This is a genomic window from Streptomyces sp. NPDC050546 (assembly GCF_044457425.1).
Lineage (GTDB): Bacteria > Actinomycetota > Actinomycetes > Streptomycetales > Streptomycetaceae > Streptomyces.
This window is the reverse complement of the sequence record NZ_JBITGX010000002.1, coordinates 280,578-293,831: the sequence shown is the minus strand read 5'-3', so window position 1 is coordinate 293,831 and position 13,254 is coordinate 280,578. Positions and strand designations below refer to the sequence as shown.

The 13,254-nt window shown below is 73.3% G+C and carries 11 protein-coding genes; 10 read left to right on the top strand and 1 reads right to left on the bottom strand.

The features are described 5' to 3' along the window. The first annotated feature begins 29 nt into the window (after positions 1-29). From ACIBK5_RS06090 to pcaD, 7 genes are all read left to right on the top strand, one after another. Positions 30-785 carry a CoA transferase subunit A gene (locus tag ACIBK5_RS06090; RefSeq protein WP_382486434.1) on the top strand — a complete coding sequence of 252 codons (756 nt, stop codon included), beginning with the start codon at positions 30-32 and terminating at the stop codon, positions 783-785. Then, a complete protein-coding gene (locus ACIBK5_RS06085; RefSeq protein WP_399016702.1) occupies positions 785-1,429 on the top strand; it encodes a CoA transferase subunit B in 645 nt (214 codons plus the stop codon). The genes ACIBK5_RS06090 and ACIBK5_RS06085 overlap by 1 nt, the downstream gene beginning before the upstream one ends. After that, complete coding sequence (locus tag ACIBK5_RS06080) at positions 1,426-2,628, top strand: thiolase family protein (RefSeq protein WP_399016700.1); 1,203 nt, start codon at positions 1,426-1,428, stop codon at positions 2,626-2,628. The genes ACIBK5_RS06085 and ACIBK5_RS06080 overlap by 4 nt, the downstream gene beginning before the upstream one ends. Before the next feature lie 92 nt (positions 2,629-2,720). Beyond that, on the top strand, positions 2,721-3,494 hold the full coding sequence (gene pcaH, locus ACIBK5_RS06075; RefSeq protein WP_399016698.1) for a protocatechuate 3,4-dioxygenase subunit beta: 774 nt from the start codon (positions 2,721-2,723) through the stop codon (positions 3,492-3,494). Between the two features lie 6 nt (positions 3,495-3,500). Beyond that, positions 3,501-4,106, top strand: a complete 606-nt coding sequence (gene pcaG / locus ACIBK5_RS06070) for a protocatechuate 3,4-dioxygenase subunit alpha (protein WP_399016696.1) — start codon at positions 3,501-3,503, stop codon at positions 4,104-4,106. Further along, complete coding sequence (gene pcaB / locus ACIBK5_RS06065) at positions 4,103-5,395, top strand: 3-carboxy-cis,cis-muconate cycloisomerase (protein ID WP_399016694.1); 1,293 nt, start codon at positions 4,103-4,105, stop codon at positions 5,393-5,395. Before pcaG ends, pcaB begins: the two co-directional genes overlap by 4 nt. After that, positions 5,392-6,513 (top strand): 3-oxoadipate enol-lactonase, encoded by a 1,122-nt coding sequence (gene pcaD, locus ACIBK5_RS06060; RefSeq protein ID WP_399016692.1) that lies wholly within the window; start codon positions 5,392-5,394, stop codon positions 6,511-6,513. Before pcaB ends, pcaD begins: the two co-directional genes overlap by 4 nt. Positions 6,514-6,534: 21 nt before the next feature. Here the strand turns inward: pcaD and ACIBK5_RS06055 are convergent, their stop codons facing one another. Then, positions 6,535-9,219, bottom strand: a complete 2,685-nt coding sequence (locus tag ACIBK5_RS06055; RefSeq protein ID WP_399016690.1) for an ATP-binding protein — start codon at positions 9,217-9,219, stop codon at positions 6,535-6,537. A gap of 180 nt (positions 9,220-9,399) precedes the next feature. Between ACIBK5_RS06055 and ACIBK5_RS06050 the strand changes: the two genes are divergently transcribed. The 3 genes from ACIBK5_RS06050 to ACIBK5_RS06040 are packed head-to-tail and all read left to right on the top strand — an operon-like array spanning position 9,400 to position 13,213. Beyond that, the gene (locus ACIBK5_RS06050) at positions 9,400-10,701 is read left to right on the top strand and encodes an MFS transporter (RefSeq protein WP_399016689.1); all 1,302 of its coding nucleotides are present in this window, start codon (positions 9,400-9,402) and stop codon (positions 10,699-10,701) included. Between the two features lie 4 nt (positions 10,702-10,705). Further along, complete coding sequence (locus tag ACIBK5_RS06045) at positions 10,706-11,860, top strand: anhydro-N-acetylmuramic acid kinase (RefSeq protein WP_399016687.1); 1,155 nt, start codon at positions 10,706-10,708, stop codon at positions 11,858-11,860. A gap of 57 nt (positions 11,861-11,917) precedes the next feature. Beyond that, complete coding sequence (locus ACIBK5_RS06040; protein ID WP_399016685.1) at positions 11,918-13,213, top strand: DUF2510 domain-containing protein; 1,296 nt, start codon at positions 11,918-11,920, stop codon at positions 13,211-13,213. Positions 13,214-13,254 lie beyond the last annotated feature (41 nt).

The following is a 13,254-nucleotide window of genomic DNA, read 5'->3' as shown; positions in this document are numbered from 1 at the left end:
GGGCGCTCGGAAGAGATGGGGCTTCTCGGATGGACAAGGTGGTCGCCACAGCCCTGGAGGCGGTGGCCGATGTGCCCGACGGCGCGTCGCTCGCGGTGGGCGGTTTCGGGCTGAGCGGTGTGCCGAACGTGCTGATCCAGGCGCTGTACGAGCGCGGGGTGGCCGGGGTGTCGGTGGTCTCCAACAACTGCGGGGCGATGGAGTCGGGCCTGGCGGTCCTGCTCGCCGCGGGCCGGATCGCCCGGGTGACGGGCTCCTACATCGGCGCGAACAAGGAGTTCGCCCGGCAGTACCTGGCCGGGGAGCTGGAGGTCGAGCTGATCCCGCAGGGCACGCTGGCCGAGCGGCTGCGGGCCGGCGGCGCGGGGATCCCCGCCTTCTACACCCCGGCCGGGGTCGGCACCCAGGTCGCCGAGGGCGGTCTGCCGTGGCGCTACGACGGTGAGGGCGGGGTCGCGCTGGCCTCACCGCCGAAGGAGGTCCGGGAGTTCGACGGCGAGGAGTTCGTGCTGGAGCGGGGTATCCGCACCGACTTCGCCCTGGTCCGGGCGGCGAAGGGCGACCGGCACGGGAACCTGGTCTTCAACAAGTCCTCCCGGAACTTCAACCCGCTGGCCGCGATGGCCGGGCGGGTGACGATCGCCGAGGTGGAGGAGCTGGTGGAACCCGGCGAGATCGATCCGGACGCGGTGCACCTGCCCGGCATCTTCGTGCAGCGGGTGCTCGCGCTCACCCCTGAGCAGGCGGCGGACAAAAAGATCGAGCAGCGGACGGTGAGGTCCTGATGGCCTGGACGCGTGAACAGATGGCCGCGCGGGCGGCGCGGGAGCTGAGGGACGGCCAGTACGTCAACCTCGGCATCGGCCTGCCCACCCTCATCCCCAACTACCTGCCCGAGGACGTCGAGGTCGTCCTCGAATCGGAGAACGGCATCCTGGGCACCGGCCCCTACCCCACCGAGGACACCGTCGACCCGGACCTGATCAACGCCGGCAAGGAGACCGTGACGGTCCTGCCGGGCGCGTCCTTCTTCGACTCGGCGCTGTCCTTCTCCATGATCCGGGGCGGGCACATCGATGTCGCCGTGCTCGGCGCCATGCAGGTCTCCGCCGCCGGTGATCTGGCGAACTGGGCGATCCCCGGCAAGCTGATCACCGGCATCGGCGGGGCGATGGACCTGGTGCACGGCGCCCGTACGGTCGTCGTCGTCATGACCCACACCGCCAAGGACGGCTCCCCCAAGATCCTCACCGAGTGCGCCCTGCCGCTGACCGGCAAGGGCTGTGTGAACCGGATCATCACCGACCTCGGTGTCCTCGACGTCACCGAGGACGGGCTCGTCCTGGTCGAGACCGCGCCGGGCGTGAGCGCCCAGGAGATCGCCGACAGGACCGACGCCGAACTGACCGTGCCGGAGGGCCTGAAGTGAAGGACGTCTACCTCGTCGACGCGGTCCGCACGCCGATCGGCCGCTACAACGGCGGCCTGGCCTCCGTCCGCCCGGACGACCTGGGCGCGCACGCGATCCGCGAACTGCTCGCCCGTACCCCGGACCTGGATCCGGCGCGGATCGAGGACGTGTACTTCGGCAACGCCAACGGCGCCGGTGAGGAGAACCGCAACGTCGGCCGCATGGCCGCCCTGCTCGCGGGTCTGCCCACCTCGGTGCCGGGCGTGACCGTCAACCGGCTGTGCGCGTCCGGTCTGGAGGCCGTGATCCAGGCGGCCCGCGCCATCGCCCTCGGGGACGCCTCGATCGCCGTGGCCGGCGGTGTGGAGTCGATGACCCGGGCTCCCTATGTACTGCCCAAGTCCGACAAGCCCTTCCCGGCCGGGCACACCGAGCTGTACTCCACCACCCTCGGCTGGCGCATGGTCAACCCGCGCATGGAGCCGCAGTGGACGATTCCGCTGGGCGAGTCGGCCGAACTCATCGCCGACAAGCACAAGATCAGCCGCGAGCAGCAGGACGAGTTCGCGCTGCGCAGCCATGAGAAGGCGGCCGAGGCTCAGCGGGCCGGTCTGTTCGAGACCGAGCTGGCGGCCGTGGCGGTTCCGCAGCGCAAGGGCGAGCCGGTCTCCTTCGCCGCCGACGAGTGTGTCCGTCCGGATGCGTCCCTGGCGACGATGGCCAAGCTGAAGCCGTCGTTCCGGACGGAGGGCGGCACGGTGACGGCGGGCAATGCCTCACCGCTCAACGACGGGGCCGCCGCGTTGCTCCTCGTCGACGAGGAGGGGCTGAAGGCCACGGGGCGCGAGCCGCTGGCCCGGGTGTCCGCCACCGGTGTCTCCGCGACCGACCCGCACTACTTCGGGCTGGCGCCCGTCGAAGCGGTCAACCGGGCGCTGGCCAAGGCTGGCAGGACCTTCGCCGACCTGTCCGTGCTGGAGCTGAACGAGGCGTTCGCCGCCCAAGTGCTGGGGTGTGTGGCCGAGTGGCCCGAGTTCGATACCGCGATTCTCAATCCGCAGGGTGGGGCGATCGCCCTCGGGCATCCGCTCGGTGCGTCCGGGGCCCGGCTTGCCGGCACGGTGGCTCACCAGCTCTCCCGGCGCGGGGGCGGTGTGGGTGTGGCCACCCTTTGCATTGGGGTGGGCCAGGGGCTCGCCCTCGTTCTCGAACGGTAGCCCTCTTTTCGGCTGCGGGCCGTCCGTGGCTGGTCGCGCAGTTCCCCGCGCCCCTATTGGGGCGAGATCCTCAAGAGCCCTCAGGGATTTCCATGACTCTCACTCAGCACGACATCGATCAGGAGATCGCGGCCGAGCATGCCGCGTACGAGAAGCGGCTCGCCGACGGCGGGCCCGTGGAGCATCAGCCGCGGCGGGACTATGCGCCGTATCGCTCCTCGGTGCTCCGGCACCCCAAGCAGCCGCCGGTCACCATCGACGTCAGCAAGGACCCGGAGCTGGTGGAACTGTCCTCACCGGCCTTCGGGGAGCGGGACATCACCGAGATCGACAACGACCTCACCCGGCAGCACGACGGCGAGCCGGTCGGCGAGCGCATCACCGTCTCCGGCCGGCTGCTGGACCGCGAGGGCCGCCCGGTGCGCGGCCAGCTCGTGGAGATCTGGCAGGCCAACTCGGCGGGCCGCTACGCCCATCAGCGCGAGCAGCACGACGCCCCGCTGGACCCGAACTTCACCGGTGTGGGCCGCACGCTCACCGACGCCGAGGGCCACTACCGCTTCACCACCGTCCAGCCGGGCCCGTACCCCTGGCGCCAGCACGTCAACGCCTGGCGGCCGGCCCACATCCACTTCTCGCTCTTCGGCTCGGCGTTCACCCAGCGGCTCGTGACACAGATGTACTTCCCGAGCGACCCGCTCTTCCCCTACGACCCGATCATCCAGTCGGTGACGGACGACGCGGCCCGGCAGCGACTGGTCGCCACCTACGACCACAGCCTGTCGGTGCCGGAGTTCTCGATGGGCTACCACTGGGACATCGTGCTCGACGGACCGCAGGCCACCTGGATCGAAGAAGGACGCTGACCTGCCATGACGAAGATCGACACCAGCAGGCCCGAGAGCGTGCTGCCCACCCCCTCGCACACCGTCGGCCCGTTCTACGGCCACGCCCTGCCGTTCCGCGGCGGTGAGGACATCGCGCCCGCCGGGCACCCGGACACGGTCACCGTGCACGGGTACGTCACCGACGGCGAGGGCAACGCGCTGCCCGACGCCCTGATCGAACTGTGGGGCCCGGACCCGGAGGGCAACCTGGCGACGGCCGACGGTTCGATGCGCCGTGATCCGGCTTCGGGCGGCTTCCTGGGGCGCAACGGCGTGGAGTTCACGGGCTGGGGACGCATCCAGACCGACGCGAACGGCCACTGGTACGCGCGCACGCTGCGGCCCGGTGCGCGCGGGCGGAACGCCCCGTACCTCAGTGTCTGCGTCTTCGCGCGCGGGCTCCTGCTGCATCTGTACACCCGGATCTACCTGCCCGGCGACGCGGCGGCGCTCGCCGCCGACCCGCTGCTGTCCCGGCTGGAGGACGGGCGCCGCGACACGCTGATCGCCGTGGAGGAGGCGCGCGGCACGTACCGTTTCGACATCCGCCTTCAGGGCGAAGGCGAGACGGTCTTCCTGGAGTTCCAGTGACAGCTGCGCACGGCGACACCGGCCTGCTCGCCCCCGGGTGGGCCGACTCGGCGGCCGCGTCCGCCACGAGCGACCCCGCGTATCTGCGGGCGCTGCTCGACGCGGAGGCGGCACTGACCCGGGCGCAGGCGGCGCTGGGGCTCGCCCCCGCCGAGGCCGCGGCAGCGGTGACCGAGGCGGCGGCAGGCGCCTTCGACGTACGGCTCCTCGCCGAGCGGGCCCGCGCGGGCGGCAACCCCGTCATTCCGCTGGTCGCGGAGCTGACGAAGGCCGTCGGCGAGGAGTACGGCCCCTACGTCCACCGGGGCGCTACCAGCCAGGACATCATGGACACGGCGACGATGCTGGTCGCCGCGCGGACCCTGGACCTGGTGCTCGCCGACCTCGGACGCACCGAGCAGGCCCTCGCCCGGCTGGCCGCCGAGCACCGGGACACCGCGATGCCGGGGCGGACCCTCACCCAGCACGCCGTACCGACGACGTTCGGGCTGAAGGCGGCCGGATGGCGGGCGCTGGTCCTCGACGCGCGGGACCGCACAACGGCCGTACGGGACTCGCTGCCCGCCCAACTCGGCGGCGCGGCGGGCACATTGGCGGCGTTCGGGGCGTACGGCGCGAGCGATCCGACCGGGTTGCCGGCGGCGTACGCCCGTGAACTCGGCCTCAGGACACCCGATCTGCCCTGGCACACCCTGCGGACACCCGTCGCCGACCTCGCCGGATGCCTCGCCTTCACGGCGGGCGCGCTCGGCAAGCTCGCCGGGGACGTCCTCACCCTGTCGCGCACCGAGATCGCCGAGGTCGCGGAGGGCAGCGGCGGGGGCTCGTCCGCCATGCCGCACAAGTCCAACCCCGTACGGTCCACCCTCATCGCCTCCGCCGCGCGGCGGGCCCCGCAGCTCGCGGCCACGCTGTACGGCTCGCTGGCGGCGGAGGACGAGCGGCCGGCCGGGTCCTGGCACGCCGAGTGGGAGCCGCTGCGGGACCTGCTGCGGCTGGCCGGCGGGGCCGCCCGGGACGCGGTGGAGCTGGCGGAGGGACTGCGGGTCAGGTCCGAGGTCATGCGTGAACACCTGGACCTGACCGGCGGGTTGATCGTCTCCGAGCGGCTGTCCGCCGAACTGGCCCCGGTGCTGGGCCGGGCCCGCGCCAAGGAGCTCCTCACCCGGCTGGCCGCCGGGGGGCGCCCGCTCGCCGAGGCACCGGAGCTGGCGGACGTCGACCTCGACCCCACCCACTACACCGGCTCCGCCGGAGCCCTCACCGACCGTGCTCTGGAGCGACGTTGACACTCCTGAACCACCGCATCGAAGGCCCCGCCTCCGCTCCCCCGCTGCTGCTCGGCCCCTCACTCGGCACGTCGTACGCCCTGTGGGACAAGGTGGCGCCCGAGCTGTCGGTCACCCACCGGGTCGTCCGCTGGGATCTGCCGGGGCACGGCGGATCGCCGGCCGGGCTCATCGAGGCCGGCGCGACGGTCGGTGACCTCGCCGGCCTGGTGCTGGCACTCGCCGACTCGCTGGGCGTCGAACGGTTCGCGTACGCGGGTGTGTCGCTGGGCGGGGCCGTGGGCCTGCATCTCGCGGTGCACCGTCCGGAGCGGCTGTCCTCGCTCGCCGTGATCTGCTCGTCGGCGCACTTCAACGGCCGCGGGCCGTGGGAGGAACGGGCCGCGCTGGTTCGGCGGGAGGGGCTGGCCGGGCTGGCGGACGGCGCGGACGCGCGCTGGTTCACATCCGGGTTCACCGTGCCGGAGCTGGTGCGGGACCACCGGGACGCCGACCCGGACGCGTACGCCGCCTGCTGTGACGCGCTCGCCGCGTTCGATCTGCGGGACCGGCTGCCCGAGATCGCGGTGCCGACGCTGCTGGTCGCCGGCCGCGACGATCCGGCGACGCCGCCCGCGCATCTGCGGGAGATCGCCGACGCGGTGCCGGGCTCGACGCTCGTAGAGCTCCCGGGCGCCTCGCACCTGGCCCCCGCACAGTGCCCGGAGGCCGTGCTGACCGCGCTGCGGGCCCACTTCGGCGGGCCCGCGGGCCGCGGGATGGAGGTGCGGCGCGAGGTGCTCGGCGACCAGCACGTCGACCGGGCGCAGGCCCGGCAGACCCCCTTCACCGCGCGCTTCCAGGACTTCATCTCGCGCTACGCCTGGGGCGAGATCTGGACCGACCCGACGCTGTCGCGCCGCGAGCGCAGCATGATCACCCTCACCGCGCTGGTCGCCCACGGCCACTACGACGAACTGGCCATGCATGTCCGGGCGGCCCGCCGCAACGGGCTCACGCCCGAGGAGATCGGCGCGGTGCTGCTGCAGACGGCCGTGTACTGCGGGGTGCCGGCGGCGAACTCGGCGTTCGCGACGGCCCAGCGGGTGCTCGCGGAGGAGGACGGCACGGCAGGGTGACCCTGCCGGTCGTGGTCTGAGCTACGCCGGTCCGACGCCGGCCGCGAGCACGGTTCGCGCCCGCTCCGCCAGTCCGTCGGCGCCGCACGAGACCGCCAGGTCCAGGCCGCGTTCGAGGTCGCTCACCGAGCGGGCCACGATGCCGTACTCGATGCGGGCCGCCGCGTGCTCGTACTGGCAGGGCGACGCCTCCAGGTAGGTGACGGCCTGGGCGGCGAGCCGGACCGCGCGCTGCCCGGTCTCCAGGACGGCGGCGCAGCGCAGGGCCTCGCCTATGGCGGTGTCCGTGCCGAAGCGCTCGGCCTGCCGGCGGACGTCGACGGCGAGCCGGGCGGCACGGGCCGGGTCCTCGGTGCTGAGCGCCCGGGCGAGGTCGGCCGCCCAGGGGACGAGCACGGGGTTGTGGTGGCCGCGTGCCGCCGCCGCCTTCTCGGCGGCCTCCAGTTCGTTGATGCCGTCCTTGGTACGGCCGACGGCCAGCAGCAGCCTGCCGCGCACCGAGCGCGGGTCCGGCAGGACGATGGTGGAGGGGTAGGGCGGGGCGAAGCCGTACCGTTCGGCGACCTCCCAGGCCTCCTGGACGTGGCCGCGGGCGAGCAGCGTGTCGACGAGGTTGCAGGTCGCGGACCAGTACAGCGGCAGGCCGCGGCCGACGCGCTCGGCGAGGCGCAGCGACTCGCGCAGGGACGACTCCGCTTCCTTCAGACGGCCCCGCCTGCGGTGGCCGAGGCCGACGTAGGCGTGGGCGAGGGCGAGGTGGCCGCCGCTCCAGCCGGCCGTCTCGTAGGCGCGCAGGGCCTCGTTGTAGAGGGTCTCGGCGCGGTCGAGGCGGTCGGTGAAGGCGTACGCGTTGGCCAGCATCAGCAGCAGTTCGATGCCCCACTCGGTGTCGGTCCAGCCGAGCCCGGGGGCCAGGCGGCCGTTGACGAGGGCGCGGTCGCAGAGTTCGGCGACCTCCTCCGCGTTCTCGCCGTGCATCAGGGCGTCGAAGCCGCGCAGCATGAGCAGCGCGCGTTCGGAGTTGTCCCGGCCGGTGCAGGTGGCGGCGAGGTCGGCGAGCCGCCGGGAGCGGTCGGGTGAGGTGGCCTCGCCGGCGTGGATGCCCTCCCACATGAAGTGCACGGCCTGGAGCCGCATCCGGGCGGGGCCGGGCCGGAGCCGGGCGGCCTCCGCCTCCACCGTGCGGACCGCCTCCTCCAGCTGGTCGTTGTGGAGCAGCGCCTGGGAGAGGCGGAAGACGGCGTCCACGCGCTTGTCCCCACCGAGGCCGGGCATGCCGAGCGCGGTCCGCAGATGGCCGATGGTGCGGGCGGGCGCGGTCAGGAAGGTGGCCTCGGCGAGTTCGTAGAGCACATGCGGCTGCGACTCGGGCCGGGGCGGTTCCCTCAGGGCGCGCTCAAGGCAGCGGCGGGCGGCGTCGGGTGCGCCGACGGCGAGGTGCTCGCGGGCGGCCTCGCGCAGCTGCCCGACGAGTTCCTCGTCGTCGTCCGGGTGGACTTCGAGGAGGTGGCGGGCGGCCGCGGCGGCGCCGCGCCCCTCGTCGGTGACGATCCGGGCGGCTATGCCGTGCATGGCGGTGCACAGGGCGTCGGGTATGGAGTTGTAGACGGCGGTGGCGATCAGCGGGTGGACGAACTCCAGGTCGCCGTCGGCGCCGCGGCCGGTCGCGGGGTCGGGTGTGGTGAGGATGCGGGCGGTGCGCAGCAGTTCGGCGCAGCGGCGGGCGTCGTCGGGCCCCAGGGTGGCGAGTTTGGCGACCAGGCCGGTGGTGATGCCGGTGCCGAGGATGGCGGCGGCCCAGGCGAACCGCGTGGCGTCGATGCCGAGTTCCTCCAGGCGGGCGACGAGGCCGCCGCCGCGTGCCGAGCGGTTCAGCTCGCGCAGCTCCCCGGCCCGGGCCTCGACGGGTTCGACCTCGCTGTCCTGGACCTTGGCGAGGAGTTCGACGGTCTCGTAGGGGTTGCCCGCGGTGACGGCCCAGACCTCGCGGCAGAACGCGGCGTCGGCGTGCGGGCCGAGGGTGGCGCGGGTGAGTCCGGCCGTCGCGTCCGGGGTGAGGGCGCTCAGCGTCGCGACGGGGCCGTCCGCGGCGGCGGCGACGGTGTCGAGATGGCGGGCGCTGGTGCCGGAGACCTCGCCGGGGCGGCGGGTGACCACGACCAGCACGGACATCTCGTCGAGGCGCCCGGCGAGCCCGGCGAGCCAGTGCAGGGTCTCCTGGTCGGCCCAGTGGGCGTCGTCGATCAGCAGCACCAGCGGCCAGTCCCGGCGGGCGAGCCGGCGCACGGCGGCGACCAGTCCGTCGCACACGCCCTGCGGGTCGGCCTGCCGGTCGCCGGGTTCCGCGATGCCGAGGGCGGGGCCGGCGATGTCGTACCAGTCGCCGAGGTACTCGCGGGCCTCCTCCGGGAGCATCGACACCAGTGCCGGCTGAAGCAACTGCCGTACCACGTTGAAGGGGACCGACCGAAGGGTCTCGCCGCCGCGGGCCGACCAGACCGTGCAGCCGCGGGCCTCGGCGATGCGGCGGGTTTCGGCCAGCAGCGTGGTCTTGCCGAGTCCGGCCTCGCCGCGGAAGACCAGCAGTCCGCCGGACGAGGAGCGGTCCGCGCACAGGCCGTCGACCGCCCGCGCGACGGCGGCGACCTCCTCGTCACGCTCCCAAAGGGAAGCCGAGGCGCCGGCCGTGGGCCGTACCTCCGTCATCCCGCTACCTCCCCAAGTCGCCCGAACGACGTACAGACGTCGAGCGTAGCCGTCCGATTGCCTGAGCGGAGGGCGGTCCGGGCACCTGTTGCCGCGACGGGTGACACCGACGGCGACCGGACGGCGCATCCGGCCCGTCACCAGCCGCCTTCGGGTCAACAAGGCACAACGGTACGGGAGGTGACGGCCATTCACCAGGGACAGGACACACGGCGCGGCCGGCGGGCGCTGGTCGCGGGGTCGGTGGGCAATCTCATCGAGTGGTACGAGTTCGGCGTCTACGGCTACTTCGCGACGATCATCGCGGCGCGGTTCTTCACTCCGGAGGGCGGCAGTGAGATCGAGGCTCTGGTGAAGACGTACGCGTCGTTCGCGCTCGCGTTCTTCTTCCGACCGGTCGGGGCGGCGCTTTTCGGCCGTCTCGGGGACCGGGTCGGCCGTCGGCCGGTGCTGGTCCTGGTGATCACGCTGATGACGGTGGCGACGACGCTGATCGGCGTGCTGCCGACGTACGCGCAGGCGGGTGCGCTGGCGCCCTGGCTGCTCACCTTCCTGCGGGTACTCCAAGGGCTGTCGGCCGGTGGGGAGTTCGGCGGGGCGGTGTCGGTGATGACGGAGTTCGCTCCGCCGGGCCGGCGGGGGCTGTACGGGTCGTGGCAGTCGTTCACGGTCGCACTCGGGCTGCTGGGCGGTGCGGGCGCGGCTGCGCTGCTCGCCACCGTGCTGAGCGAGGAGCAGCTCGGCGCGTGGGGCTGGCGGCTGCCGTTCCTGCTGACGCTGCCGCTGGGCCTCGGCGCGTTGTGGCTGAGGCTGCGGCTGGACGAGACACCGGAGTTCGTGGCGGAGCGGTCGCGGCAGACGCCTCCGCCGCGCGAGGTCGCGAGGGCGATCGCGCTGGGCGCGGGGCGGATCATGGGCTGGGCCGCGGCCGGATACACGTTCCTCGTCGTGCTGCCGTCGTATCTGCAGAGTTCGCTGGGTGCGACCTTCCAGCAGGCGCTGGTCGCCACCGTGCTGGCCAATCTGGGCTTCGCGGTGACGATCGTGCCGGCGGGGCTGCTCAGTGACCTGCTCGGCCGGAGGGCGGTGATGCTGACGGGCGCGACGCTGGTCGTGGTCCTCTCGGTTCCGCTCCTCGACCTTCTGCAGGAGCCCGGCGTTTCGAACACCGTGAAGGGTGTGGCGGTGTGCGGCGCGGGTGCCGTGGTGGGGCTGATGGCGGGGCCGGGCCCGGCGATGCTGTCGGAGATGTTCCCGACGCGGGTGCGGTACACGGGCCTGGGACTCGCCTACGCGCTGTCCAATGCGGTGTTCTCGGGGTGCGCCGGGCTCATCATCACGGAGACGATCGAACGGACGGGGAGCGTGGACATCCCCGCGTACTACGCGGCGGCGGCGTGCGCGGTGAGCGTACCGGCCCTGCTCACGCTGCCCTCGCGGAGAGCGCTCGGGCCGAAGGCGGTGGAGGAGAGGACCGGTTGAGGCGATGCGGGTGATCGGTCTGATGTCCGGCACGTCGTACGACGCGATCGACGCGGCGGCGGCCGAGCTGCGCCTCGTCGGCGACAGCCTGGTACTGAAGCCGCTCGGCATGGTGAGCGAGGCGTACGACGGCGCACTGCGCGAGACCCTGTCGGCCGCCCTGCCGCCGGGGACCACCACGCTGGCCGAGGTGTGCCGGCTGGACACCCGGATCGGGCAGGCCTTCGCGGCGGCCGGGCTCCGGGCCGACCGGGAACTGTGCGAGGGGCGGGCCGAGTCGGTGGCCTCGCACGGGCAGACCGTGTACCACTGGGTCGCCGAGGGGGAGGTCCACGGCACGCTCCAGCTGGGGCAGCCGGCCTGGATCGCCGAGGCGACCGGGCTGCCGGTCGTCGCCGACTTCCGGCCGCGTGACATCGCCGCCGGCGGGCAGGGCGCGCCGCTGGTCGGCCTGGTCGACCAGCTGTGGCTGCGCGGCCGGCCGGGCCGGCCCGTCGCACTCAACGTCGGCGGAATCGCCAACCTCACCGCACCCGACGGGACCGCCTTCGACACCGGGCCGGGCTGCGCGCTGATCGACGCGGCGGCGCGGGGGTTCAGCGGCGGAGCGCTGTCCTGCGACACGGACGGGGCTCTGGCCGCCCGGGGCCGGGTGCACGGGCCGCTGCTGGACCGGCTGCTCCAGGAGCCGTACTACGCGCTGCCCGCGCCCAAGACAACGGGAAAGGAGCTCTTCCATCTCGGTCATCTGCGGGACGCGCTCGCCGGGTTCGGGACGCTGCCCGCCGAGGACGTCGTCGCCACGCTGACGAGGCTCACGGCCCGGACCGTGGCGGACGCGGTGCGAGCGGTCGACGCGACGGAGGTGATCGCCTCCGGCGGCGGGACGCGCAACCCCGTGCTGATGAGGATGCTCGGGGAGCTGCTGCCCGGGGTGACGGTGCGCGCGTCGGACGAACTGGGGCTGCCGGCCGGGGCGAAGGAGGCCTACGCCTTCGCCGTCCTGGGGTTCCTGACCCTGCACGGCCTGCCCGGCAGCTCACCCGCGAGCACCGGTGCCCGGCATCCGAGCGTGCTGGGATCGGTGACCCCGGGCCGGGACGGGCTGCGGCTGCCACCGCCCATCCGCCTGCGGCCGACCCGGTTGATCCTGGAATGACCGATCCTGATCGACTCCTCTCATGCCTCTTTCACCGACGCCTCATACGGTGGGGGCATGACGCAGGAGACTCCTTCCGGGTGGTACCCGGACCCCGGACAGAAGAGTGACGGGCCCGCCACCGAACGCTGGTGGGACGGCAAGGCCTGGACGGCCCGCATCCGTCCGGCCCAGCCACCGACGCCTCCGGCGGCCGAGGAGGGTTCGGCTTCTGCGGGAGACCCGCGCGAGAACGCCGGTTCGGCCGCCACGAGCGAACCCACCGCGCCGGAGCCTGCGGCTACGACGTACCCGGGCGCCGCGGGCGCTGCCGGGGACTCGGGCACCATCGAATACCCGAGCTCCCTCGGACACCCGGGCACCCCCGAGCCCTTCGGCGCCATATACCCAGGCGCCCCCGGATACCCAGGTACCCCCGGACAACCCCCAGGGCCGGCCCACTACCCGAACGCCCCCGGACACCCGAGCGCCGACGCATACCCCGGCTACCCCGCCGCACCCCCAGCCTCCCGGGGAAGCCGGCTGCGGATCGGGATTGCCGTCGCGGCGGCCGTCGTTGTTCTCGCGAGCATCGGGGTCGGGGTGTACGCGCTGACCGACAACGGCGGCTCGGGCGGCGGTTCGGCCACCTCGCAGGGGCCTGGCGGACCGGGCGCACCCGGCGGCCAGGGCGGGCCGTTCGGCGGGCCGGGCGGGTCTGGGGGATCCGGAGGCAGTGGTGGCTCCGGAGGATCCGGCGGGTCCGGCGGGTCCGGCGGGTCCGGCGGGTCCGGCGGGTCCGGCGGTCAGAGTCCGTCTCCCGAGCAGTCCGAGCCGCCGAAGATCAGGAGCGGGTCGGTGACCGACGCGGTCAGCGGGATCAGCATGCCGATCCCGGAGGGCTGGTACGGCCAGGAGATCACGGTCGGCGCGCAGCTCACGTCCGACGACTCCTACAAGTGCCCCGGCGACACCTCCTCGACCTGCACGAAGGGCGGAGCCTACTCCGCACCGGCCCTGGCCCTCGGCACCAAGGGCAGCACCGCCGAGGAGATCGCCAAAGCGGACATCTCCGCCAACGCCGAGGAGTCCTACGGCGGCAAGTCCTACGGCGGGATCACCTCGCACGACGTACTGGCCGCCAAGGCGGTGACCGTGGCCGGACAGAAGGGCTACCTCGTCCGCTGGAAGGCCGTCACCACCAAGGGCGCCGACGGCATCGTGGAGTCACTCGCGTTCCCCTCCCCCTCGAACGCGAAGCAGATGGTCGTCGTCCGGTTCGGCGTGGACGCCGACCAGAAGGAGTCCGTCCTGGACGACATCACCAAGGGCATCAAGGTGTCGACGGGCAGCGGCAACGGCCAGGACGTCTGACCAGGAGCACAAGGGAACGACCGCCCGGCCCGTCACCGGTC